Below are 24,177 nucleotides of genomic sequence, written 5' to 3' on the forward strand. Positions count from 1 at the left end.
CGCGAAATGCGACGGCAAAGTTGATGGCAGACGAAACCATTTTATCGATCCGATCCATTCTCGATCGCCTGCGCGCGAATGAGGACAATCCGGTTATGCGCGCCCGCCGCATGGTCGAACATCATGTGCCGCCGGAACGGCGCGGTCCGGGTTGGGACCGACACTGGCGCGAACTGGACGCCTATCTCGATCTTCCCGGTCATTGGTCGCCAGCGAATCGGCAGGATCCGGAAGAGCAGGATAACAAGGGCTGAGCCAAGTCATTCTGACTGTTCCAATCGCGTAATGGCGCGGGTGACGACGGGATCAACTCGATACGCAGCGCGTCCTGTTCTCCGTCATCAACTCAATCAGACTGATCGCAGTCGCGAAACGAAAATTGCCCGGAGGCATAGGCCTCCGGGCCAAGGAGAAAGGCGCTCTACCAAGAGTCACCTTCGGGTCGCGGCGCAACCCTAGTCCAGGTCTGCAACTTCATGCCGTGATGAAGATCACGCCTCGTCCGTATCTTTTTTGCCAGAGCTATTTTCCTGACGGGACATTGGGTTATGCCGAGGTTAAGACCGAGAAAACGATGTCAGGGGCGCAAATCTTGAATCGGGAAGATCAGATTGAGGTGATTGGAGCGGTTTTCCGGTGCGACCGGGATGCCGCCGAGTCGCTTCGGCAGGTCTTTCACCCGCAGAATGTAGCTGCCAAACAGATATTGGCGCGACAGGGGGAGGCGTCCTTCCATTGCTGGCTTGTTGTAGAAGGACAGGTCGCGATGCAAATCTTCGGCCTTGAAGGACAGCGTCAGCAACTGGCGCGGCATGGGCCCGGCGAATTTTTCGGCGCCTACCCCAGCGCCACCACCTATCGAGCCGAGATAGAGGTGCAGGTCGACACACTTCTGCTTCGTGCAGATACGCTGGGGCTGGCTGCGCTGGTAGCCACCGATGCGCAGATTGGCGCAGGGATGGCGGGGCTGCTCGCCAGACAGCTTGATCGTGCGCTTGATCGGATGGCGACGCGATCGACATACAGCGCCGCCGGGCGCGTCTATAACGAATTGCTGGCGCTCGCGGACGGACGGGATCATATTCATCCCGCTCCGCAGATCACCACGCTGGCTATGAGCGCTGGCACCACGCGGGAGACCGCGTCGCGCGCGGTAACGGCCTTGACGCGCCGCGGCATCATAAGCCGCGAGGACGGAAGGCTGGTCATTCGCGCACCTCGCATGCTCCGCGACCTGATCGTCTGACCCTGTTCACTTCACTCCGCATCCGGCTGATTCTGCGGTGCCGCCCGGCGAAACGCCTCCAACGCCAGGCAGGCCTGCTCGATCTCCGCCAATCTTGGCCAGCGGAGATCAACGTGAAAGCGCCGTGCGTTGACCAGTTGCGCGACCAGACAGATATCCGCCAGCGTCACCTGATCACCGAAGCAATAAGGTCCGTCTTCCCCAGCGACCAGCCGGTCGAAGGCCTCCAGCCCCTCGTCGATCACTTGCCTTGCCCAGTCAGCCACCTGCTGTCCGTCCAGACCCAGCCCACGCAGGCGATCAAGGACTTTAAGATTCTGGACGGGATGGATATCGCAGGCGATAAGCTGTGCTGCGGCCCTCACCCTGGACCGACGCAGCGGATCATGGGGGAGCAATTGCCGCCTGCCGACCGTTTCATCCAGATATTCGCAGATCGCCAGACTTTGCGTCAGCACCGCACCATCAATCTCCAGCGCGGGCACGAAGCCCTGCGGATTGAGCGCCAGAAAATCGGGCGAATGCTGCTCCCCCTTGCGCAGATGATGGAAGGCGTCGGCATAGGCGATACCCTTCAGGTTCAGCGCGATCCGCACGCGATAGGAGGCGGTCGACCGAAAATACCCATGAAGTATCGGTTCAGCCGGAATGGTCACACATCATCTCCCCGTAACGAATATCATGTCGGAGCATAGGCCGGAAGGGGCGCTAAAATGAAGACCGGTTTGCACGAGAAGACTTGCCTGCGACGCGAACGATCGGCGCATGGCCAGAATTCGTCAATATGGTCCAAGCATCTGCACAAAGCTGTCGCCCGATGATATGGCCCGATCGCCGGATGGCTACAGAGGAGACAATGCTTCATGACGGCTGAACCGCTGCTGGCCGGGGTGGAATTGGGCGGGACAAAAATGTTTGTCCTGCGTGCGCGGGGTCGTCAGATTTTCCAGCGGGAAACCGTTGCGACCACGTCGCCCGCCGACACGCTGGGCGCAGCGGCTTCCATCCTCAAGGACTGGTGGGCGGAGGAGCCATTCGCTGCGCTGGGCATCGCATCCTTCGGTCCGATAAGGCTCGACCGTTCCGCGCTGGATTTCGGGCAGATGCTGCCCACGCCCAAGCCGGGCTGGAGTGGAGCCGATATTTTCGGCACCCTGACCCATGACCTGCCCTGTCCAGCCCTGATCGATACCGACGTCAATGGCGCCGCCCTTGCCGAATTGCGCTGGGGCGCCGGCGCCGAAACCAGCCCTTCATCCAATTGCCTTTGTTACCTGACGATCGGGACAGGCTTGGGTGGCGGCTTTGCCCTGGAGGGCCGCCCGCTACATGGCGCCATGCATCCCGAAGTCGGGCATATCCGGATTCGTCGTGCCCCCGGTGACGACTTCGAGGGCGTATGTCCTTTCCACGGCGATTGCATCGAAGGGCTGGTCAGCGGCCCCGCACTGGCCAGGCGCTTCGGTGTGCCCGGCGACCGGATCGCCGCTGACGATCCTCGCTGGGATCATGTCGCCCATGACATAGCGCAACTTGTAAGCACGCTGTTGTTGATGACGGCTGCGCGGCAGGTGCTGATCGGCGGAGGGGTCGGCATCGGACGTGCAGCGCTGCTTGAGCGGGTCCGGTCCAGGGTCGTCGAACAGTTGAACGGCTATCTGCCATTTGTCACGACGGACAGCATCGCCTCCATCGTCCGCCCGCCCGCCCTGGGCGATCAGGCCGGCCCGCTCGGCGCAATCGCGTTGGCGCTGGATGTACTGGCGACATGCTGACCGTCAGGCAAATCGAGATGTTTCGCGCGGTCATGATCACCAAGACGGTGAGCGGCGCCGCACGCATGCTGGGCACGTCGCAGCCGGGATTGAGCCGGATGCTGGCGCATATGGAGGACAGGCTGCATTTCCGCCTCTTCGACCGTACCCGTGGGCGGCTGGTCCCGACGCAGGAAGCGCGCATCCTGTTCGACGAGATCGAGCATATCTACAAGGGGTTCGACGACCTGTCCCATGTCATCCGGCGGCTGGCCAAGGGCGAGGACAGGTTGTTCCGGGTCGGTGCATCGCCATCGCTCGGTCATTCGATCGTACCGCCGATGCTGGCGCGCCTCACGGCCAATTATCCCGGCCTGACGATCCAGTTCGACATTCTTTCGGTCGAGCAGGCGACGGACTATCTGGCTTTGCAACGCGGCGATTATGCGCTGAGCGTCTTCCCCATCGACCATCCCAACATATTGTCGAGCCGGATCGGGACCGGCCGCATGGTCTGCGCCGTGCCAAGCGGCCATCCGCTGGCGGCCAGCGAACGAATCAGCGTCGCCGACATCGCCGATGAGCAATTGCAATCCTTCCGCCCCGATACACCGCATGGCCGTGCGATCGCCGACATGTTCGCGCGCGCCGGACGCACGCTGGAAATCGCGACCTATATCCGCTTCGCCGAAACGGCCGTAGCCTTCGTCGCCAATGGCATGGGCATCGCACTGGTCGACAGCTTCACGGCGATGCAGCCCCATGCCGACACCGTTCGCTTTCTGGAATTTGAAGACCCCGGCGTCCTTCCGGTATATATTAACCGCAATCTGGAATCGCCCCGCGCGATCATTGGCGAGACGTTCGAGGAGATTGCCCGGACCGCCCTGATCGGCCTGCCACGTGCGCCCAAGACATAACATAAGGGCATAGAGGATCGAGATTCCACTAGTGGAAATAACCTGTGGAAAGGAGGACTGAGGCACACCCGCAGAATAGAAGCCGACAGGCCGCCGGGCAGCTTTGTAGCACAAGGGCGATATGCCCCCGAGAGGATGAAAGGCGTCATTTCCATGGCCAGCTATTCCCCCACCGGCACGGTATCCGTGCGGCCCTATGTGACCGTGGATAACGCCGCGACGCCGGCTCGGATTCGACATGGACCGCGCGCCAGATTCTGGTCGTCGCCATCTGTTTCATCCTCAACATGCTCGACGGCATGGACGTACTGATCCTGTCCTATGTCGCCCCGGCCCTGTCAGCGGACTGGCAGGTCAGCCCCGAAAGCCTGGGCGTGGTGTTCAGCGCAGGGCTGGCCGGCATGGCGGCCGGCGGCCTGCTGATCGCGCCGCTCGCCGACCGCTTCGGCCGGCGCAAGCTCATCCTCGCCTCGCTCGTCATGATGGCTCTTGCCATGTTCGGGTCGAGCATCGCGACATCAATCTTCGAACTGATCGCGAGCCGCTTCGTCGTCGGCATCGGCATCGGTACGGTGCTGGCCAGCATGGCGGCGCTCACGGCCGAATACGCCCCAGCCAAACATCGCACCTTTGCCGTGGGCTTCCTTCAGGCCGGCTATCCGGTCGGTGCGACCATCACCGGCTTCGTCGTCGCCAGCCAGGTCGCGACTCATGGTTGGCAAGCGATGCTGTTCGGCGCAGCGATCCTGTGCGCTGCCGCCATTCCGCTGGTGTGGCTGCTGCTGCCCGAATCCATCGCCTTCCTCCTGAGCCGCCAGCCCGTGGGCGCGCTGGAAAAGGCGAACCGCCTGCTCGTTTCGGTCGGCCAGCCGCGCCTCGACACGCTGCCACCGCGCAATGTCAGCGCCGCCCAACATGCCGGTGTGCGCGGCCTTCTGAGCGATGGCCGCGCACCGAGCACCATCCTGCTGTGGCTGGCGATCATCTTCAGCTTCATGACGCTCTATTTCGTGATCAGCTGGATACCCAAGCTGGCGGTCGAGGCCGGCCTGCCGGCCAAGGACGCCATCTATGCCGGTGCGATCTACAATATCGGTGCCTTCTTCGGCACCTCCTCGATCGGGCTGGTCGCCATGCGCTTCGACCTGCGCAAGCTGATCCTGACCTATATGGCGCTGGCCGCGGTTGCGCTGGTGGTGTTCGGATCGGTCGCCATGCCGCTGGTTGCAACGCTGGCCACCGCCTTCCTGATCGGCGTGTTCGTGCAAGGTGGCTTCAATGGCTGCTACCCGCTGGCGGCCAGCCTCTATCCGCCCGAAGCACGTGGTACCGGCATTGGCTGGGCCATGGGCGTCGGCCGTATCGGCGCGGTGATCGGGCCGATGCTGGGCGGCTTCCTGCTGGCGGCAAAGGTGTCGCTGCCGGTAATCTTCGGCATCTTCGCGGTACCGGTAGTTCTCGCCGGAATCTGCGCCGCGATGATCCGCCTGCCCAGGGCCGACTGAAACAGTCTTTGTAAGGAAATAGTCCCCATGTTCCAGCATCCCGTGCGCAATACGGGCCGGTCCCGTGCGTCCATTCTCTGCGGACTGATCGGCATCGGCATCGCCGGATCGCGCAGTCCTGACATGCATGAGACGGAAGCCTGCGCGCTGGGCCTGACCATGGTCTATCGCATCCTCGACGGTGAGGTGATGGACTATGCCGCCGCCGACCTGCCCCGGCTGCTGCCGATGCTGCGGACGATGGGTTTCGACGGCCTCAACGTCACCCACCCCTTCAAGCAGGATGTGATCCCGCTGATGGACAGCCTGTCCGACGCAGCCAAGGCGCTGGGCGCAGTCAACACCATCCTGTTCCGCGATGGCAAAGCGCATGGCGACAACACCGACTGGTCGGGGTATCGCGCGCATTTCCTGGCTGGTCTGGGCAACCACCCCCGCACTCATGTCGCCCTGATCGGCGCAGGCGGCGCAGCCGCGGCGGTCGGCTATGCGCATCTCGATCTCGGTGCGACACGGCTTGTCATCTTCGACCCGGTGCGGGAACGGGCCAAGACTCTGGCCGATCGGCTTGGATGCCTCTTTCCCACCACGGATGTCAGCATTGCCTTCACCGCGGACGAAGCAATTGCGGGCGCAGACGGTGTGGTTCAGACGTCCCCGATCGGGATGCTGAGCCATCCCGGCCTGCCCTTCGATCCCGATCTGCTGACGCCCGATCAATGGGTGTCGGACATCATCTATTTCCCGCTCCAAACCACCTTGCTGGAGGCTGCGGCGGCCAAGGGCTGCGCGACGCTCAATGGCGGCGGCATGGCAGTGATGCAGGCGGCGCACGCCTTCGCCCTGTTCACCGGCTCCGAACCCGACAGCCAGCGCATGATCGCCGATTTCGATCGCGCCACACAGAGGAGCGTCGTTGCATGATCGCCGACGCCCCACCCGTTCCGCCGCCGGCCATCGTCCTGCCCGTGCAGGTCGCCGCCCGCGAAGCCCCGCAATTGCAAGGACCGCCTGCCGGCCCGCAGACGCCACCCCCGCCTCCGGCCACGAAACCAGGCTGGCGCACCAAGCTGAAGGACAAGGGCGTCACCCTCACTTTCTCCTATGTGTCGGAAAGCGCGGCCTCCATCAGCGGCGGGCGCGATCAGGGTGCGGCCTATACGCAGCAACTGCTCGCCTCAGCCGTGGTGGATACCGGCAAGACCTTCGGTCTCGACGGCGGCAAGATCATCGCCACCATCATCCATCGCAAGGGCCAGGATCTGACCGCCACTCGCCTTGGCAACCTGTTCGAGGTGCAGGAATTGTTCGGCGGCGGGCAGGATCTGCGTCCGGCCGAACTCAGCTACGAACAGCAGTTGAACGGCGGGAAGACCGCGCTCAAGATCGGCCTCTATCATACGGGCGACGACTTCGCGACCTTGCCTTCGGGCTGCCAGTTCCAGAATTTCGCCTTCTGCCCGCGCCCGACGACGCTGTTCTACAATAGCGGCTTTTCGGGCTTCCCTATCCCCCGCTGGGGCATCCGCGCCCGACAGGACATCGGCAGCGGCCTCAGCGTCACCGTCGCCGCGTTCGAAGTAAACAGCATCCGCGCCCAGACCGGCAATGGCTGGCAACTCGCGCCGCGTTTCGACAGCTTCGTCTTTCCGGTCGAACTGGGATGGAAATCGGGCCAGAAGGAAGGCGGCCTGCCGGGGCTGGTGCGCATCGGCGGCCTGATCGACACGACCGATCGGGCAGACGTGCGCGACGACATCAATGGCGACAGCTATGTCCTGTCCGGCCTGTCCCCCGCCATGCGGCAGGAACGCTGGAGCGCCTGGGTCATGGCGGAAAAGATGATCGCCCGCTTCGGTCCCGGCGATCGCGGCCTGTCGCTGTTCGGTACCGCCACCCTGTCGGACCGGCATACGGCGCGCGTACCCATCTTCCTGAGCGGCGGCTTCGTCGCACGCGGGCTGTGGGATAGCCGGCCCAAGGACAATTTCGGTCTGGGACTGGTCTATGCTCGCGTCAATCCGCGGATCTCCGATCGCCAGCGCGACCAGCAATCGCTGGGGCAGGCGATCGACGTGCAGACATGGGAAGCCAGCGGCGAGATCTTCTACGGCTGGCAGGCGACACGCGCACTGCTGCTGCGCCCCAACCTGCAATATATCCACCGCGTCGGCGCGACCAGCCGCTATGCCGATGCGGTCGTGGCCGGCCTGACGGTCAAGCTGATCCTGTGATGCCCCATGGTCGTGGATATCAATCCACGACCATATCGTCGCGGAAGCGATTCTGTGCCGCCAGCCGGACTCCGGCATTGGGCGCGCCATATCCGGCATAGCCGGGCGTCCGCTGCACGATCTCGAAGAAGAACAACTTGTCGAACGCGCGGCTGTAAAGCTGCCAGAAGCCGTTGCCGTCGCCATCCTCGTCATAGAGGATGCCGAGGTCCGCCATACGCGCGATCGTCGCATCGTCGAAGCCGAAGCGGGCCGCCAGATCCTCATGATAGTTGGCCGGGATCGTCAGCATGGCCGCACCGCTGTCGCGCAGCGCCTGCGCCGTGGCGAAAATATCATCGGTGCCGAGCGCGACATGCTGATAGCCGCCGCCGATACCCTGTTCCAGAAAGCGCGAGGACAGGGTTTCGCGTGCGTCCGAGGCGTTGAGCGTCACGCGGAAACCGCTGTCCAGGGATTGCAGCGCCTGACTAAGGACCAGCCCCGACGGGTCGATCACATCCTGCGCTGCCTTCGCCTCCAGCCCGAACAGGGCGCGCCAGTAAAGCTGCCAGGACAGGAACTCATCCTCATGCACGACCGCGGCCAGATGATCGAAGCCGCGCGTGTGGACTGGAGCGTCCGGTTCGACATCGAACGCCACGAACTCCCGCGCCCAAAGCCCTTCCACCTCATTGTCGTCGATCAGATAGACCAGGCTGCCGCCCACCCCGCGCAACGCAGGCATCGCCATGCGACCCGGACGCCCTTCGGGACTATAGGCCTTTATCCCCAACGCCGCCGCGCGCGTCAGCACGGCCGCCTTATCCTTCACCCGCACGCCGATCGCGCAGATGGAGGAGCCATGGGCGCTGCGATAGGCGCTGGCGAACCCCTTGGGTTCGGCATTGATGACGAAGTTCACGCCGCCCTGCCGCCAGCGCGTCACCTTCTTCTGCCGATGCTCACCCGCCAGCGTGAAGCCGAGTGATGCGAAGGTGCTGCCGAGCCGCGCCGAACTGGCGCCATCGGCGGTGAACTCCACAAACTCCGCGCCCAGCACCGGCTGCGGCGCGGGCATGTGCGTCTCCTGCCCCAGCTGCCGCTGCGCCGCGTCGCGCACATAGTCGAGCGAGCGATGTCCGTCCTCCGCCACCAGCGCCGCGCTGTTCGACCGGAAGCGGTCGTTGAAGATTTCCAGTGACAGCGGCCCGTCATAGCCGGTGCGCAATATCTCGGCGACATAGGCCTCGACATCCAGCCCGCCCTGCCCCGGCAGGTTGCGGAAATGGCGGCTCCAGTAGAGCAGATCCATGTCAAGCAAGGGCGCGTCGGCCAACTGGACGAAGACGATCTTGTCGCCGCGAATGTCGCGGATGCTCTCGCTCGGGATCCCGCGCGACAGCGAATGATAGCTGTCGAGGATGATGCCGATGTTCGGATGATCGACCTGCTCGACAATCGACCAGACATCGCGATGGTCGAATATATGGCGGCCCCAGGCCAGCGCCTCATAGCCCACGAGGACGCCGCGCTTCGCGGCACGATCGCCCAGTTCGCGGAAATCGTCGACGATGCGCTCACGCTCGCCCAGCGACACCGGCGAGCAGTTGGAGCAGACAAGAATGCGATCCGCGCCAAGTTCCCCCATCAGGTCGAACTTGCGTTCCGCCCGGTCCATGGCGCGCTGGCGAAGCGCGCCCGGCATCCCCTCGAAATCGCGGAAGGGCTGGTATAGCATACAGGCAAGGCCCAGATCATCCAGCATCCGCCGCACGTCGCGCGGGGACAGGGACGATCCGATCAGGTCATTCTCGAAAATCTCGACCCCGGCAAAGCCCGCCCCGGCCGCAGCGCGCAGCTTTTCCTCCAGCGTACCCCTGAGCGAAACGGTGGCGATGGCATTGGACATGACGGCTCCTTTGTCGAGCCGCCATCATCCTCCCATATGGCCATGACGATAAAGGGGGGGTGATGCACCCTCCCATGCCGTGACGTTATGGATGTTCCGTTTTTAGAACCTCCTCCGATCAGATCGAAGCGGAACAGGCTCTGTGTCTTTTGTTTTCCGTGATTTCCGAGCCGTGAAATGGTCCATTTCCCTCGAAATCACGCTAGCGATAACGACCCATCGTCACCTTGATCCAGACCGGCTTGTCGATCAGGTTCAGCCCATAATCCGTCTGGTCGCCATTCCAGACCCGGTCCATGACCCACGCGCCCCTGTCGAAATGGCCTTCCTCGACCTTGACCACCATGCCGCCCGGCGCGCTGCCTTCCTTCGCTGCGAAGTTCACGCGCACATGGTCGCCGGTAAAGAGAAATTCGTTGGCGGACAGTTGCGCCACCACCATGCCACCGGTCGGCGCCGTCGCCCATGCGGGCAGGTCGGCCTTGGGGAACCATTCGCGCTGGCCGAACTGCCATTGGCCGAAGCTGGCCGTGATGGTCCAGTCGCCCATGGTGGTGCTCGTCGGCGCGCCATCATCGGGCTTGGCCGTGCCCCAGACCGGATGCTCGAACGCGATCTTCGCCCATGGTGCCGTTGCTATCGCACGATATTTGTCGCCAAACGCGTCGAGCGTCGCGTCGTCGAAACTCTTGGCACCCAGCGGATAATTATAATAGCCGGTGCCATCCATGCCGAAGGGCGAGAAGCCGATCGCACCGCGCCCCAGCGTCGCCCAGAAATAGCGGGCATATTCGGCGGCATTGCCGATTTCCGGCACCATCAGCGCATTGTCGGGCCGGGTGTAGAGATCGAGATGCTTGAAGACGTTGCGGCTCGCCCGGTCGTAGATATCGGGCGCGGCAAAATCGAGCGACGGTGCGGCCGCTTTCCAGATGTCGATGACATCGCCCTGCGGCCCGCCGCTCGACAGCGCCATCGGATCGGGCTTGGCAAAGGGATCGCCCAGCGACGCGTTGACATACATGGGCAGGGACTTGATCGCCTTCCCCGCAGACGCCAGCGCCTCGATATAGCGGGCCGTGTGCCATGTGTTGAAAACGCGATCGGCCTGATCGCCGAAGACGGCCGTCCAGTTGCCGGCCGGCTTCTTCAGGGCGTTGGTGAGCGCCGCGGGCACCGGACCGTCGAACAACTTCTGCGCCGCTGTGCCATAATCGCGTGGGTTCTTGTAGCTGCCGACCTCATTTTCCGGCTGCACCATGATGACCGTATTCTGCGCGTCATGATCGCGGACATAGGTCATCAGCTTCAGGAAGGCGCGCTTGTCCGCTTCCAGCGTCGCAGCGCCATGAGGCGACAATACGCCATGATCCTGGCCATCCTTCGTCTTCATGCGCGGGAAACGCCGATTGTCGAGCTTCACCCAGTCTGGCGTGTAGGCAAGGCCGGTATTCTTCCAAGCGCCGAACCAGAGCAGGACGATACGCTTGTCATGCTTGCGCGCCTCGTTAAGCAGGGTCTGGACGAAGCCATAGTCGAACTTCCCCTCCTGCGGTTCCAGCTGCTCCCAGGCGATCGGAACCTCGACCGTATTGGCGCCGATCCGGTCCAGCACGGGCCAGACCTTTTCCAGCGGCGCGGCATAGTTGCTGCTGTTATTGACCTGCCCGCCCAGCATCAGGAAGGGCGCGCCGTCGACGATCAGCGCATGGCGGCCGGCCTTGGTCTCGATATGGGGAACGTCGCCCTGCGCCAGTGCAGGCGTGGCGGACAGGAGGGTGGCGGCGAGCAGAAGCCGGGCAAGGTTCATGATTGGGCCTTTCAGGGCTGTTCGTCGAGGGAGAAGATGCGGGTTGCTTCGGTCCATTTGGCATCCGGCACTGCCCAGGAAAGCGGTCGCTGGACGCCATCCATCTGCGCTTCCCAGATTTGCATCGCCGGATTGGCGGCATCGGCCGCCGCCTTGGCCGCCGGGTCGAAACCGGGACCGGTCTCCATCAGCATGACCAGGCGATTGCCGCTGCGGTAAATCTCCATGGCGGTGACGTCGGCAGCGCGGATGCTCGTGCCGATCGCCGGCGGCAGCGCGCCGGATGCGTGCCACTCCTCATATTGGGCGATGGCCTGCGCATCGTCGGCCAGATCGATCAGCAATATATGCCGCATCAGTTGACCCAGCCGCCGTCGATCACATGCACCGCGCCGGTGGTGAAGGCGGCCTCATCGCTGGCGAGATAGAGGACGAGCGCGGCAATCTCCTCCGCCCGGCCGAGGCGCCCCATGGGCTGGCGAGCGATGAAGGCGGCCTGTGCGGCTTCATAATCGCCGGTGTCGTGCAGGCGCTGCTGGAGCGAGGGCGTGTCGATCGTGCCGGGGCAGATGCAGTTGCAGCGGATGCCCTGCCCGACGAAATCGGCGGCCACCGCCTTGGTCAGGCCGATGACGCCCGCCTTGCTCGCGCCATAGGCGAAGCGGTTGGGGATGCCCTTCACGGAGCTGGCGATGGACGACATGTTGACGATCGCCCCCGCGCCCTTGTCCACCATGCCGGGCAGGAAGGCACGGATCGTGTGATACATGGCGGTCATGTTGAGCGAGAGGGCGAAGTCCCAATCCTCCTGGCTGCATTCGAGGATATTGCCGGCATGGACCACGCCCGCGATGTTGGCGAGGATGTCGATCGGACCGACCTCCGCCGCCAACGCCCGGACCGCCGCGCCATCGGTCGCATCGAGCGCGCGCAGGTCGCAGCCTTCCAGCCCCTCCAGCGCAGCCAGGTCCCGGTCGGTCGCGATCACGCGCGCGCCCTCAGCCACGAAACGCTGCGCCGTCGCCCGACCGATGCCCCGCGCCGCCGCGGTGATCAGCGCGACCTTGCCGTCGAGACGCCCGCTCATGCGCGCGTCCTGATGGGCAGACATTCGGGACCGATGGGATCGAAAGCCTTGTAGGTCAAAATAAACTCCTGATGGCCAAGGGATTCAGAAATGCTGCGCTCACCCGCCGCGATGGCGAGCACCTTGTCGTATATTTCCGTGCCCACCTGTTCCAGCGTCGCGTCGCCTTCCAGGATCCGGCCCGCATTGACGTCCATGTCGGCAGCGAGGCGGCGGCCGGTGTCGGGATTGGCGCAGATCTTGATGACCGGCGAAATGGCCGATCCGACCACCGATCCCCGTCCGGTGGTGAACAGGGTCAGATGCGCGCCGCAGGCGATCAGTTCGACGATCTCGGCATTGTCCGAAATATTGGGGAAGCCGAAGCGCGGCTCGCCATCGGGCACCACGTCCAGCAGATAGAGGCCGCCCGCCGGCGGCACGTCGCCTGGCTTCAATATGCCGTCGATGGTCGAGGAACCCGACTTGCTATAGGCTCCCATCGACTTTTCCTCCTGCGTGGTGAGGCCCCCTTCCGCATTGCCCGGCGCGAAGCTGCCGAAGCCCATGATGGTGTAGTAGCGCTCGGCCTTCTGCACGCATTGCTCGATCGCGACCGCCAGTTCGGGCGTACGCGCACGGTCGGCCATGATCGTCTCGCAACCGACCAGTTCGCCCGTCTCCTCGAAGATGCAGGCCGCGCCGTCCGCCACCAGCCGGTCGAAGGCGCGGCCGACCGCCGGATTGGCGGTGATACCGCTGGTCCCGTCCGATCCGCCGCATATGGTGCCGACGATCAGCTCCTCCACGCCCATCGGCACGCGCGGCGCATCGGCGACCGCGGCGCGCACCCGCTCTACCGCCTCCAGCCCAGCCGCGATGGTCGCGGCGGTGCCGCCGGTCTCCTGAATAACCAGCAGCTCGGCCGGACGGCCGCTCGCCCGCGCCACGGCCAGCAACCGCTCACGGTTGAAGCTCTCGCACCCCAGCGACACGATCACCAGCCCGCCGACATTGGGATGGGTAGCGATCGCCTCCATCACCTTGGCGGCATAGGCATTGGGATAGCAGCCGGGAAAGCCGATCAACTGGACGTCAGGATCGTCGGCCTTGTCGACGATCCGTCGCGCGACATGATGCGCGCATTCGACCAGATAGGCGACCGCGACGACATTGCGGATACCCTTGCGCCCATCCTGCCGGAGCCAGGCCTGGATCATGCCCCCTCCTCCAGCGCGGTGCGCGTATGGCTGCTGATATAGTCGCTCTTCATATTGTGCATGTGAACCCAGTCCCCCGTCCCGGCATCGGCGGTCATCGACCCGATCGGGGCGCCATATTTGACCACCTTGTCGCCGGCCTTCAGCGGCACGCGCGCGACCTTGTGACCGATCGCGATGCCCTCCCGCGCGGGAATGGTGCCACCCGAGGCGGGGAGGATATCGCCCGTCTCGATCGTACGGACGCAGATCAGCACATTATCGTCTGGATGCAGCAGGATCAGCCGCGCGTCGTCCTGCAACATGGCCGGACCTTTCAGGGGAGGATCGGGATCGAGCGCCGCGTCGAGTGCGGGCCAGAGCGGTTCGGGGAGCGGCGCGGCCATGCGCGCCATGGTGTCGGCGACCTGGTCCGTCCCGACCAGGCCCGGAATGACGCTCACGACCTGCGGATGGCGCAGCGGGAATTGCAGGGCTGCGGCAGGCAGGGCGACGGCGAAGTCGACACAGACCTGTGCCAGCCGCTGCGCCTTGTCCACAACCTCCGCACTGGGCGTGGCATAGTCGAAATGCAGCGGACCATCGAGGTCGCGCGCCAATATGCCGCTATTATAGGGACCACCGACGATCAGCCGGACGCCAAGTTCTGAGCAGCGCGCCAGCAGACGCTCGGCGCTCCGGTCCAGCAAGGTGTAGCGTCCTGCCAGCAGGATCATGTCCAGTTCGACATGATCGAGCAGTTCGTCGCAGATCGCGACTTCATTGACGCCGATGCCGATCGTCCCGACCGCGCCGCTGTCGCGCAAATCCCGCATCGCGCGATAGCCGCCATTCAGGAAGGCGCGCAGGTGATCCGAATGCGCATCGCCATGGGTCAGGCGGCCGAGGTCATGGGCGAGCAACAGGTCGATCCGGCTGCGGCGCAAGCGCCCGCAACTTCCCTCGAAAGATCGCAACACGGCGTCATGGCTGTAATCGAACAGCGGCTCGAACGGATCGGCATCGACGAAGCCGTGCCGCTGGCCGGTGGCATCGGTCGGCACCAGCAAACGGCCGACCTTGGTCGAGACGATCGCCTCGCCGGTCAGATCGCGCTCCGCCAGCATCGCGCCCAGCCGCCGTTCGCCGAGGCCGAAGCCATAATGCGGCGCCGTGTCATAATAGCGAATGCCCGCCTCCCAGGCGGCATCGAGCGTCGCCCGCGCCTCCGCCTCGCTCACGACGCGATAGAGGTTGCCGATGGGCGCCGTGCCCATGCCCAATGTCGGGATCATGCCGCGCCTCCCCGCCGCGCGGCGCGGGCGTAGATCATGACGACGGCGAAGCAGGCCGCCGGAACCAGCATGGCGGCGCGGATCGTCCCGGCGAGATCGGACACCAGCCCCATTGCCATGGTCAGCACCGCACCGCCGATGATGGCCATGACGATCATCGAAGCCCCTGCCTTGGTCAACGGGCCGAGGTCGCGCAGCGACAGGGCGAAGATGGTGGGATACATGATCGACATGAAGAAGCTGGTCGCCACCAGTGCCGCGAGGCCGACAATGCCCCCAGCGACAGCCACCACCGACAACCCGATGTTGATCATGGCAAAAAGCGCCATCAGCCGCGCGCCGTCGAACCGCGCCAGCAGCGCCGCGCCGACGAAGCGGCCGATCATGAAGAGCGCCAGCGACAGCGTCAGCAGCCAGGCCGCCTTCTGCGCCCCGATTCCCGGCAGCGCGCTTTCCGCATAACGGATCAGATAGCTCCAGATACCGACCTGTGCGCCGACATAGAAGAATTGCGCGGCAACGCCCGCCAGATAGCGGGGGCGCCGCAACAGCGCGCCATAGGCACCCGACGGCGCACCGTCGCCCGATCCCGCTTCGGTCGCGGACGACGGAAACCGAGTGAAAGCCAGCACCACCGCCCAGCTGAGAACGACCAGCGCAATGCCGAGATAGGGCAACTGGACGGCAACGGCGCCCGCAGCCCCCTGCCCCGGCCCGTCTGACAGGATGAAGGTCGCGCCCAGCGCGACGCCAGTGATAGAGCCGAGGGGATTGAAGGCCTGCGCCAGATTCAGTCGCTGCGCCGCGCTGTCCGGCGGCCCCATCACCGCGACCATGGGATTGGCCGCCGTCTCCAGGAAAGCAAGGCCGCTCGCAATAACGAAGAGGGCGAAGAGGAAGAAGCCGTAGCTCAGCTGCATCGATGCCGGCAGGAACAGCAACGCCCCCCCGCCGAAAGGGATCAGGCCGAGAATCACCGTCGCCTTGTACCCGAGCCGCTCCGCCGCCAGCGCGGCCGGAATGGCAAAGCAGAAATAGCCGAGGTAGAAGGCCGACTGGACCAGACCCGACTGGAAATCAGACAGGGCGAAGGTCTGCCGGAAATGCGCGATCAGCACATCATTGAGATTGTTCGCCATCCCCCACAGGAAGAAGAGTCCCGTGGTCAGGACCGTCGCCGCGCGGCTGCTGCGCTTGCCCCCGGCCCCTGGCACTACCCCTTGCATTTGCATCGGCCCATCCTCTCTTTTCCCTGAACGGGCAGACCGGCCCTTTTTTATGGGTCCGATCTGCCAGGGAGGGGACGCTAAGAACGCCCGCATGATGGATCAATAGGTGATCCGGGCGGTCAGGCTGATGCGACGGTCGTTCACCACCACGTCGCGCGGACGGGTATCGATGCCGAAATAGGTGCTGCGACGCGTGTTGGTCAGGTTTGTACCGTCGATCGCCAGCGCGAATTGCGGCGTCACATTATAGCTGATCGACGCGTCGAGCTGACCGAACGACTTGTTGAAGATCGGCAGGTTGCCCGTGCCGTTGCCCGCGGTCGTCACGACATATTTGCTGCGCCAGTTGTAGGCGACGCGCGCCGACAGACCGCCCAGCTCGTATATGCCGACCAGATTGTAATTATATTTGGACAGCAGTTCCAGCGGCACGTTCGTCACCGGGCCGGAAGTCGCGGGCGACGGCGCCTGCGAGTCGACATAGGTGAAGTTCGCCTGCATACCGAGGCCACTCAGCGGTCCGGGCAGGAAGTCGAAGAACTGCTGATAGGCCAGTTCGAAGCCCTTCACCTTGCCCTTGGCGACATTGTTGTAGGACGTCACTTCATAGTCATAGCTGTTGCCATTGCCGAAAGTGACGTTGCGGGTCGACACCGCCGTCTGAATGTAGTTCTTGATATTCTTGTAGAAGGCGGCCGCCGTCAGCGATCCAGTCCGCGAGAAATACCATTCCAGCGATGCGTCCAGATTGTCCGACTTCATCGGCTTGAGGTAGGGATTGCCGCCGCTGGTGGTATGCACCTGGTTCTGCTGCGCGCTGCCCGGCTCGGTGATGGTGAGGCTCGGGTTCAACTGAGTGAAGTTAGGCCGCGAGATATTCTTTGCCGCCGCCAGACGCAGTTGCAGATTGTCCATCAGATGAACGCGCAGGTTCAGGCTCGGCAGGACCGAGGTATAGCTGCGCGACACGGCGATCGGGTTGAACACGGTCGGTCCATTGGTCTCGGTTCCATCCGGGTTCTGGATGATCGGGGTCTGCTGATAATAGCCCGACACGTCCAGATCGGTACGGACGACGCGGACGCCGATATTGCCGTCGACAGGATCGGTCTTGAAGAAGGCGGTTGCGTAGCCCGTATAGGTCTTCTGCCGCTGTTCGTTGGTGCCGCTCTGGACATAGGCCGGCGCGCCGGCGATGCCCAGCGTGTCGAGCGTCTGCTGATAGTTGCGGATGATGCCACGGTTGAAGGCGATGATGTCGCCGAACAGATCGGCGTCGCCACGGAAAAAGTCGCTCAGGTCGACATTTTCCAATTCGGTCGGAATACCCGACAGATCGGTGTAGCGATAACCGGTATCGATCGTCCGGTTCTTGCGGTCGGCAAAGCGGATGCCGGCCTTGATCGACGACAATATACCAGCATCGAAGCGATATTCGGCGTCCAGACGGGCGGTCTTGTCCGACGCCTTCGACTCGTTGAGATTGTCGAGATAGAAGGCGCTGTTATAGGTCGCGGGATTGGTGAGGCCGGTAGCCGAACCGATATTCACGACCGGAATCGAACCCGAAATATCCTGGTACAGCGTATCGGCCGTGCCGTTGAGTCCGAAGATCGAACGCAAATTCTTGGTCTTCGCATCGACATATTGGCCGTCGGCGGTCACGGTCAGACGATCCGTCGGCTTCCACTTCAGGTTCAGCGAATAGTCGGTCGTCTTCGACCGGCGAGTCTGCGCGCTGGTATTGTTGCCGACCGGCAGGTCGATGAAGGTGCCGCTCTGGAAATCGCCATTGTCGGAATAGGTGAAGGGAGCCCCCGGCTGCGGCTGGATCGCGCTGGTCGAGGTGTAGGCGAAGAAGCTGTAGTCGTCGAAGCGGAACTTATAGTCCGAGCGGAAGACTTCGGCGGTCAGCTCCAACGTGTCGCTAGGGCGCCACTGGACCGACACGTCGGTGCCCAGACGGCGGCGATCGCCATAGACTTCGCCGATACCGGTTCCGTGCGGCAGGGTCGTCGTCTGGCCGGTGCGGCCCAGCGTTGTCAGCACGGCGGCGTCCGCGGCATTGGCGGGATCGAGCGTGTAGAAAGGCTCGGTCGAGATCGTATCCTGACGGAAGGCGGTCTTCTGGAAGGAAACGCTCGCAAGGATGCCGATCTCGCCGATGCTGGTGTCCCAGCGATCGCTGAGCATCAGCGAGGCCGACGGCTTGTATTTGTCGACCAGATCAAAATGGCTCTGCGTCAGCGTCGCCGCCGCCTTGAAGCCGTCAAAGTCGAACGGCTTGCGGGTGCGGAAATTGATCGTGCCGGACAGTTGGTCCTCGATCAGGTCGGCCGACGGGTTCTTGTAGACGTCGATGCCGGCGAGCAGTTCGGATGGAATATCTTCCAGGCTCAGCTGGTTCGCACCGCTGGCGGTGAAGATGTCGCGGCCATTGAGTTCGGTGCGGACCTGCGTCAGGCCGCGGATCGCGACCGAGCTGCCTTCACCATATTGGCGCTGGACCTGAATGCCAGGGATGCGCTGCAACGCTTCGGCGACGTTGCGGTCGGGCAGCTTGCCAATGTCTTCCGCGACGATGGAATCGACGATGACGTCGGAATTGCGCTTGATCGACTGGGCGCTGGAAAGGCTGGCGCGCACGCCGGTGACAACGATGTCTCCTTCATCCGCAGAAGCGGCCGCCTGATCCGGCGCCGTGGCGTCCTGTGCTTGGGCAGTGCAGCCAAGCGTGATGCTGGCGATGGAAATACCCGCCAAAAGCGCAGCGCGACGCGGCATGTGAATCTTCTTCATGGAACCTTCCTCTCCCTGGCCCCTGGGTCGGAGCGCTGATCGATTCGCCGCGCAAAGCGGCCGAAAACATTTCCCTTTCATGTCTCGACCCGCATTGGGAGCGGTACCAAGACGCCGCTCCATTACTCCCACATTTCAAATTATGAAATATAAAAATTGATTTCATATGTGGATAATGTGTAGGAGAGCGCTAACATGACGCCGTGCTTCGACGAGCCGAAGTGGCGCATTCGGGAGGGGAGAGACATGACCGGCAAGGCGCGCTATCAGGCACCCGCGCTCACCAAGGGTCTGGAAATATTGGAACTTCTCGCCAGCGCGAGCGAGCCTTTGATCATGTCCGATATTTCCGTGGCGCTCGGCCGGTCGGTTAGCGAAATCTTCCGCATGCTTCAGGTGCTGGAAGAGCATGGCTATATCGCGCGGGACGAGGAAGGCTATCGCCTGACCAATCGCCTCTTCGCGCTGGGCATGAGCCAGCCGCCGATTCGTGACCTTGCCTCCACCGCCCTGCCGGTAATGCAGGATCTGGCGCGCAAGGCGGGGCAGAGCTGCCACCTTGCCGTCGCATCGGGGGCGGAAATGGTCGTCATCATTGCGATCGAGGCACCCGGCTTGTCGGGCTTTGCCGTGCGCGTCGGCTACAAGCGGCCGCTGCATCGCTCCAACAGCGGCCGTATCCTGCTTGCCTTCCAGTCGCCCGATGCGCGCGCTGCGATGCTGGCGGACATTCGCGCGACCGACGAGGCGCTGGACGAAGCTGAATTGATCGCGCGGCTCGAAGCGACCGTTGGGACGGGCGGCGCGATCGCACCCAGCCCGATGCTGACGGGCATCACCGACCTTTCCGCGCCGATCCTGATCGGCGGCATCGCCCGCGCAGCGCTCACCATGCCGTTCGTCGACGGCGCCGCGAACCGGGCGACATTGGACGATTGTGGCGAGATGGTGCGCGACGCAGCCCATGCGATCGGCGCGGCCATGTCGCCGATCATGGCGATACCGACGCGCAGCCTCGGAGCAGACCAATGACCATGATCGACCGCCGTTCCGCCCTGATCGCCGCCGCCGGGCTTGCCGCCCTGCCCGGCGTGTCGTCCGCGCAGACATCGGCTAGCGACGAAATCATCCAACTGTGGCCCGGCACGCCGCCCGGCGACACCGGCGCGCGGATCGTCCGCAAGATCGACGACCAGTCCAAAGACCCGACCAAACCCGACCGCTGGGTGACGGGTATCGCCCGGCCGGTCCTGGTCGTGCGCCGTCCCGCCCGCCCCAATGGCGCGGCGATGCTGATAGTGCCGGGTGGCGGCTATGGCTTCCTGTCCTATGACAATGAGGGCACCAGCCAGGCCGCATGGCTCAATGCGCGCGGCATCACCGCCTTCATCCTGCTCTATCGCCTGCCGGGCGAAGGCTGGACGCGGCGCGAGGATGTGCCGTTGCAGGATGCCCAGCGCGCAATGCGAATCATACGCGCCGGAGCTGTCCAGTTCGGTGTCGACAAAAGCCATATCGGCGTCCTTGGCTTCTCGGCGGGCGGGCATCTGGCGGGATCGCTGGCCACCCGGCATGGCGTGACAGTTTACACCCCCATCGACGCCGCCGACCGGGAGGATGCCCGTCCCGATATCGCCGGTCTGATCTATCCGGTTGTCAGCCTTGACGCGCCCTTCACCCATGGCGGATCGCGCGACAATCTGCTGGGCGAGGGCGTGCCTACGGAAATGCGTCGCGCCCGGTCGGTCGAGATGGGCGTAGACGCCAGCACACCGCCCATCTTTCTCGTCCACGCGACCGACGACGGGCTGGTGCCGCCCGCCAACAGCATCGCCCTGTTCCAGGCGATGGAAGCGGCGAAGCGGCCAGTCGCGCTCCATATCTTCGAAGACGGCGGCCATGGTTTCGGCACGCGCCTGCCCAAGGCGATGCAGGCGTCCGCCTGGCCGGAGCTGTTTACGACCTTCGGCGCCCGGCATGGGCTGATCCCGGCATGATGCGTGCTTTGCCGCTCTTGCTCCTGCTGACGGCTGGTGCAGCACAGGCTGCGCCCGATCAGTATCAAAGTTCGCCTGAACGCCGCACCGTGGCGGAAAAGGATTGGGGACCATGGCTTGGCCCCTTCCGCGCCAAACTGGTGCCCAGCCTGATGCAGGATTTCGGCGAGCGCTATCTCTACGCGCCCGCCAATGCCGCCCTGCCCGCGCCCAAGCCCGGCGAGCAACGCGTGGTGTTTCTGGGCGATTCCATCACCGACCGCTGGAACCTCGCAGCCAGCTTCCCCGGCAAACCCTATGTCAATCGCGGCATCGGCAGTCAGGTGACGGCGCAGATGCTGCTGCGCTTCCATCAGGATGTGGTCGCGCTGAAGCCGAACGTCGTGGTGATCCTGGCGGGCATCAACGACATACAGGGGTTCCTGCAACAGGAAACGCCCGAACAGATCGAGGCCAATTGGGAAACCATGGCCGATCTGGCCGACGCCCATCATATCAAGGTCGTGTTTGGCTCGATCCTGCCGGTGAATAATTATACCGAGGCCGCACGGGACGTGGTGAAGGACCGAAAGCCCGCGCAACTGGTGGCGCTCAATGGCTGGCTGCGCGCTTTCTGTACCGAGCGGGGTTACGGCTTTGCCGACTATCATGCCGCACTGGTCGACCGGAACGGGCTGATGGCAGCCGCCTATACGCAGGACGGCGTGCATCCGCTCGATAACGGCTATGCCGTGATGGCGCCGATTGCCGATCGGGCGATCGAACAGGCGCTGAAGCAATAAGGGAGGGGAAGATGACGATGTTTCGCCTGACGGCTGCTCTTTGTGCGCTGGCTCTTGCCGGCGGCGCCCATGCCGAAACCAAAGTGCCGGGCGATCCCCATGCCGACGATCCGGTGGGCATCGTGGCCGATCCCTGCCCGGTCCACCCAAAGCCCGCAGGCGAAGCGGAATGGAAGATGTGGAACCTCCATATGCTGACCCGCGATTTCGGGCAGCTGTGCCGCTATGCCGCCGACAACAAGGCGCTGGAAGGAAGGCCGGTTCGCGCGGTTTTCATGGGCGATTCCATCACCGACAATTGGATCAATCTGGACCCGGAGATGTTCGCGGACGGACTGGTGGATCGCGGCATCAGCGGCCAGACCACGGCACAGATGCTGGTGCGCTTCCGCAATGACGTGATCGCGCTGAAGCCGCAGGTCGTCCACATCATGGCAATGACCAACGACGTCGCCGGCAACACCGGCGCGGCGACGATGGAAACGGTGCTGGGCAATATCCAGAGCATGGCCGAACTGGCCGAGGCGCATGGCATCAAGGTCGTCATCGCCTCGGTGCTGCCCGCGGGCGCCTTCCCCTGGAGTCCGGCGATGAAGCCCGCGCCGCAGATCGCGGCCATCAACACATGGCTGGCCGACTATGCCCGCAGCCGGGGCTTCGCCTATGTCGATTATCATGCCGCGATGGCGCAGCCCGACGGGGCGATGAAGCCCGGCCTGTCCACCGACGGCGTGCATCCAACGAAGGAAGGCTATGCGATCATGCGCCCGCTGGCGCGGCAGGCCATCGACAAGGCGCTGAGGGAAATCCAATGACTTTGCTGGGACGCCGCTCCTTTCTCGCCGGCACCGCCGCGCTGGGCCTCGCCCGCGCAGCCCGCGCCGCCAGCCCCATGGGCACCATGCGGGGGCCGGTACAGGCCAGTTGGCCCTCGCTCGTCGGCAATTACCGCTATCCCGACTGGTTCCGCGACGCGAAGCTGGGTATGTGGTCGCACTGGGGGCCGCAGTCGGTGCCGGCGCAGGGCGACTGGTATGGCCGCTTCATGTATATGCAGGGCCACCCCATGTACGAACATCACCTGAAGACCTACGGCCATCCGTCGGTCGCGGGGATGAAGGACATCCAGAATCTGTGGACCGCCGACAAGTGGGAACCCGATGCGCTGATGGCCCGCTACCAGAAGGCGGGCGCGAAATATTTCATGGCGCTGGCCTGCCATCACGACAATCTGGATTGCTACGACAGCCGCTATCATGCCTGGAACAGCCTGCGCGTCGGGCCGAAGAAGGACATTGTCGGCATCTGGGAAAAGGCGGCGCGCAAGGCCGGCATGAAGTTCGGCGTGTCCAACCATGCCGCCCATGCCTGGCACTGGTATCAGCCCGCTTATGGCTATGACCCGGTCGGCGCGCACAAGGGCGAGCGATACGACGCCTTCCGCCTGCGCAAGGAAGACGGCAAAGGCCAATGGTGGGACGGCCTCGATCCGCAGGAACTCTATACGGGGGGCCATGCCGTACTGCCCGACGGCATCGACACGATCGAGGCGATGGACAAGTGGCACGACGCGAATAACGGCCAGTGGATCGAGACGGGGCCGAAGGACGATCCTGCCTATGTCACCCGATGGCTGTTGCGCCAGACCGACCTGATCGCGAAATACAAGCCCGACATGGTCTATATGGACGATCATGAACTGCCCTTCGGCCCGGTCGGGCTGGAGGCGGCGGCGGACTATTATAACCGCTCGATCGAATGGCACGGCAAGATCGACGTGGTTCTGACCGGCAAGCAATTGAAACCCTATGCCCGCTTCGGCATCGTGCAGGATGTGGAGCGCGGCTTCACCGACCATCTGTGGGACGAGCCGTGGCAGACCGACACCTGCATCGGCGACTGGTTCTACAATGAAGCCCGGCTGCACGACAAAAGCTACAAGAGCGCCGAGGAGGTCATCCAGCGGCTGGCCGATGTCGTATCGAAGAACGGCAACCTCATGCTCTCCATCCCGCAGCCCGGCGACGGGTCGATCGATAGCGAGACGGAGAAGGTTCTGGACGGCATGGCGGCGTGGATGACCCATGGCGGCGAGTCGATCTTCGGATCGCGGCCCTGGCGCATCTATGGCGAAGGGCCGACGCAGCTGATCGCGGGGATGCAGAATGAGGAGAAGGCCAAGCCCTTCACCGCGCAGGACATCCGCTTCACCACCAACAAGGGCGCGCTCTACGCGCTGTTCCTGGGCCGGGCGCACGGGTCTACGACTATCCGCTCACTGGCGCGCGGGCGCGTTGACGGCAAGATCGGCCAAGTGACGCTGCTCGGCGGCGGTCCGCTGCCTTTCCGTCAGGATGGCGCGGGCCTCCATGTCGACATGCCGCATGGCAGCAATTTCGTTCCGGTCGTCCGCATCGACGGTCACGGCCTCGTATAAATGCAAATACAGG

At 63.8% G+C, this 24,177-nt stretch carries 22 protein-coding genes and 1 pseudogene; 12 read left to right on the top strand and 11 right to left on the bottom strand.

Features of this window, described 5'->3' with window-relative positions; all coding sequences use genetic code 11:
- Positions 1–254, top strand: a 254-nt coding sequence (locus VMR39_RS15775) for a hypothetical protein (RefSeq protein ID WP_325416891.1), incomplete at its 5' end; no start/stop codon positions are given.
- A 323-nt stretch (positions 255–577) separates the two neighbouring features.
- On the opposite strand, the gene VMR39_RS15780 is transcribed toward VMR39_RS15775, so the two are convergent.
- Complete coding sequence (locus tag VMR39_RS15780) at positions 578–772, bottom strand: hypothetical protein (RefSeq protein WP_325416921.1); 195 nt, start codon at positions 770–772, stop codon at positions 578–580.
- Here VMR39_RS15780 and VMR39_RS15785 point away from each other — a divergent pair.
- The gene (locus VMR39_RS15785) at positions 707–1,246 is read left to right on the top strand and encodes a Crp/Fnr family transcriptional regulator (RefSeq protein ID WP_325416917.1); all 540 of its coding nucleotides are present in this window, start codon (positions 707–709) and stop codon (positions 1,244–1,246) included. The two genes, VMR39_RS15780 and VMR39_RS15785, sit on opposite strands and share 66 nt — an antisense overlap.
- A gap of 11 nt (positions 1,247–1,257) precedes the next feature.
- Here the strand turns inward: VMR39_RS15785 and maiA are convergent, their stop codons facing one another.
- Positions 1,258–1,896, bottom strand: a complete 639-nt coding sequence (maiA, locus tag VMR39_RS15790) for a maleylacetoacetate isomerase (protein ID WP_325416918.1) — start codon at positions 1,894–1,896, stop codon at positions 1,258–1,260.
- 213 nt (positions 1,897–2,109) lie between these two features.
- Between maiA and VMR39_RS15795 the strand changes: the two genes are divergently transcribed.
- From VMR39_RS15795 to VMR39_RS15815, 5 genes are all read left to right on the top strand, one after another.
- On the top strand, positions 2,110–3,021 hold the full coding sequence (locus tag VMR39_RS15795) for an ROK family protein (RefSeq protein ID WP_325416892.1): 912 nt from the start codon (positions 2,110–2,112) through the stop codon (positions 3,019–3,021).
- On the top strand, positions 3,015–3,920 hold the full coding sequence (locus tag VMR39_RS15800) for a LysR family transcriptional regulator (RefSeq protein ID WP_325416893.1): 906 nt from the start codon (positions 3,015–3,017) through the stop codon (positions 3,918–3,920). Before VMR39_RS15795 ends, VMR39_RS15800 begins: the two co-directional genes overlap by 7 nt.
- 299 nt (positions 3,921–4,219) lie before the next feature.
- Positions 4,220–5,425, top strand: a complete 1,206-nt coding sequence (locus tag VMR39_RS15805; RefSeq protein ID WP_325416894.1) for an MFS transporter — start codon at positions 4,220–4,222, stop codon at positions 5,423–5,425.
- A gap of 27 nt (positions 5,426–5,452) precedes the next feature.
- Positions 5,453–6,349 (top strand): shikimate dehydrogenase, encoded by an 897-nt coding sequence (locus VMR39_RS15810; protein WP_325416895.1) that lies wholly within the window; start codon positions 5,453–5,455, stop codon positions 6,347–6,349.
- Positions 6,346–7,659, top strand: a complete 1,314-nt coding sequence (locus tag VMR39_RS15815; RefSeq protein ID WP_325416896.1) for a carbohydrate porin — start codon at positions 6,346–6,348, stop codon at positions 7,657–7,659. The genes VMR39_RS15810 and VMR39_RS15815 overlap by 4 nt, the downstream gene beginning before the upstream one ends.
- 19 nt (positions 7,660–7,678) lie before the next feature.
- Here the strand turns inward: VMR39_RS15815 and VMR39_RS15820 are convergent, their stop codons facing one another.
- The 9 genes and pseudogenes from VMR39_RS15820 to VMR39_RS15860 form a co-directional block, all read right to left on the bottom strand.
- The gene (locus tag VMR39_RS15820) at positions 7,679–9,550 is read right to left on the bottom strand and encodes a bifunctional sugar phosphate isomerase/epimerase/4-hydroxyphenylpyruvate dioxygenase family protein (RefSeq protein WP_325416897.1); all 1,872 of its coding nucleotides are present in this window, start codon (positions 9,548–9,550) and stop codon (positions 7,679–7,681) included.
- A gap of 202 nt (positions 9,551–9,752) precedes the next feature.
- Complete coding sequence (locus VMR39_RS15825) at positions 9,753–11,363, bottom strand: DUF5597 domain-containing protein (protein WP_325416919.1); 1,611 nt, start codon at positions 11,361–11,363, stop codon at positions 9,753–9,755.
- 8 nt (positions 11,364–11,371) lie between these two features.
- On the bottom strand, positions 11,372–11,716 hold the full coding sequence (locus VMR39_RS15830) for an L-rhamnose mutarotase (RefSeq protein ID WP_325416898.1): 345 nt from the start codon (positions 11,714–11,716) through the stop codon (positions 11,372–11,374).
- Positions 11,716–12,471: an SDR family oxidoreductase gene (locus tag VMR39_RS15835; protein ID WP_325416899.1), complete on the bottom strand. Its 756-nt coding sequence runs from the start codon at positions 12,469–12,471 to the stop codon at positions 11,716–11,718. Before VMR39_RS15835 ends, VMR39_RS15830 begins: the two co-directional genes overlap by 1 nt.
- The gene (locus VMR39_RS15840; RefSeq protein ID WP_325416900.1) at positions 12,444–13,646 is read right to left on the bottom strand and encodes a UxaA family hydrolase; all 1,203 of its coding nucleotides are present in this window, start codon (positions 13,644–13,646) and stop codon (positions 12,444–12,446) included. Before VMR39_RS15840 ends, VMR39_RS15835 begins: the two co-directional genes overlap by 28 nt.
- Positions 13,643–13,951, bottom strand: coding sequence for a UxaA family hydrolase (locus VMR39_RS15845; protein WP_325416920.1), 309 nt, complete (start codon positions 13,949–13,951; stop codon positions 13,643–13,645). Before VMR39_RS15845 ends, VMR39_RS15840 begins: the two co-directional genes overlap by 4 nt.
- 9 nt (positions 13,952–13,960) lie before the next feature.
- Positions 13,961–14,920, bottom strand: a pseudogene (locus VMR39_RS15850) (aldo/keto reductase); the annotation flags it as partial.
- Complete coding sequence (fucP, locus tag VMR39_RS15855; RefSeq protein ID WP_325416901.1) at positions 14,917–16,152, bottom strand: L-fucose:H+ symporter permease; 1,236 nt, start codon at positions 16,150–16,152, stop codon at positions 14,917–14,919. The pseudogene VMR39_RS15850 and the gene fucP, both read right to left, overlap by 4 nt.
- Before the next feature lie 96 nt (positions 16,153–16,248).
- A complete protein-coding gene (locus VMR39_RS15860; RefSeq protein WP_325416902.1) occupies positions 16,249–18,948 on the bottom strand; it encodes a TonB-dependent receptor in 2,700 nt (899 codons plus the stop codon).
- Positions 18,949–19,143: 195 nt separating this feature from the next.
- Between VMR39_RS15860 and VMR39_RS15865 the strand changes: the two genes are divergently transcribed.
- The 5 genes from VMR39_RS15865 to VMR39_RS15885 are packed head-to-tail and all read left to right on the top strand — an operon-like array spanning position 19,144 to position 24,164.
- Positions 19,144–19,980, top strand: coding sequence for an IclR family transcriptional regulator (locus tag VMR39_RS15865; RefSeq protein WP_325416903.1), 837 nt, complete (start codon positions 19,144–19,146; stop codon positions 19,978–19,980).
- Entirely contained in the window at positions 19,977–20,945 is a 969-nt protein-coding gene (locus VMR39_RS15870) for an alpha/beta hydrolase (protein WP_325416904.1), read from the top strand. Before VMR39_RS15865 ends, VMR39_RS15870 begins: the two co-directional genes overlap by 4 nt.
- On the top strand, positions 20,942–21,727 hold the full coding sequence (locus tag VMR39_RS15875; protein ID WP_325416905.1) for a GDSL-type esterase/lipase family protein: 786 nt from the start codon (positions 20,942–20,944) through the stop codon (positions 21,725–21,727). Before VMR39_RS15870 ends, VMR39_RS15875 begins: the two co-directional genes overlap by 4 nt.
- Before the next feature lie 11 nt (positions 21,728–21,738).
- A complete protein-coding gene (locus tag VMR39_RS15880; protein ID WP_325416906.1) occupies positions 21,739–22,542 on the top strand; it encodes an SGNH/GDSL hydrolase family protein in 804 nt (267 codons plus the stop codon).
- Positions 22,539–24,164, top strand: a complete 1,626-nt coding sequence (locus VMR39_RS15885; protein ID WP_325416907.1) for an alpha-L-fucosidase — start codon at positions 22,539–22,541, stop codon at positions 24,162–24,164. Before VMR39_RS15880 ends, VMR39_RS15885 begins: the two co-directional genes overlap by 4 nt.
- Positions 24,165–24,177 lie beyond the last annotated feature (13 nt).

Origin of the sequence: Sphingobium sp., assembly GCF_035511395.1 — a bacterium.
Classification (GTDB): Bacteria; Pseudomonadota; Alphaproteobacteria; order Sphingomonadales; family Sphingomonadaceae; genus Sphingobium.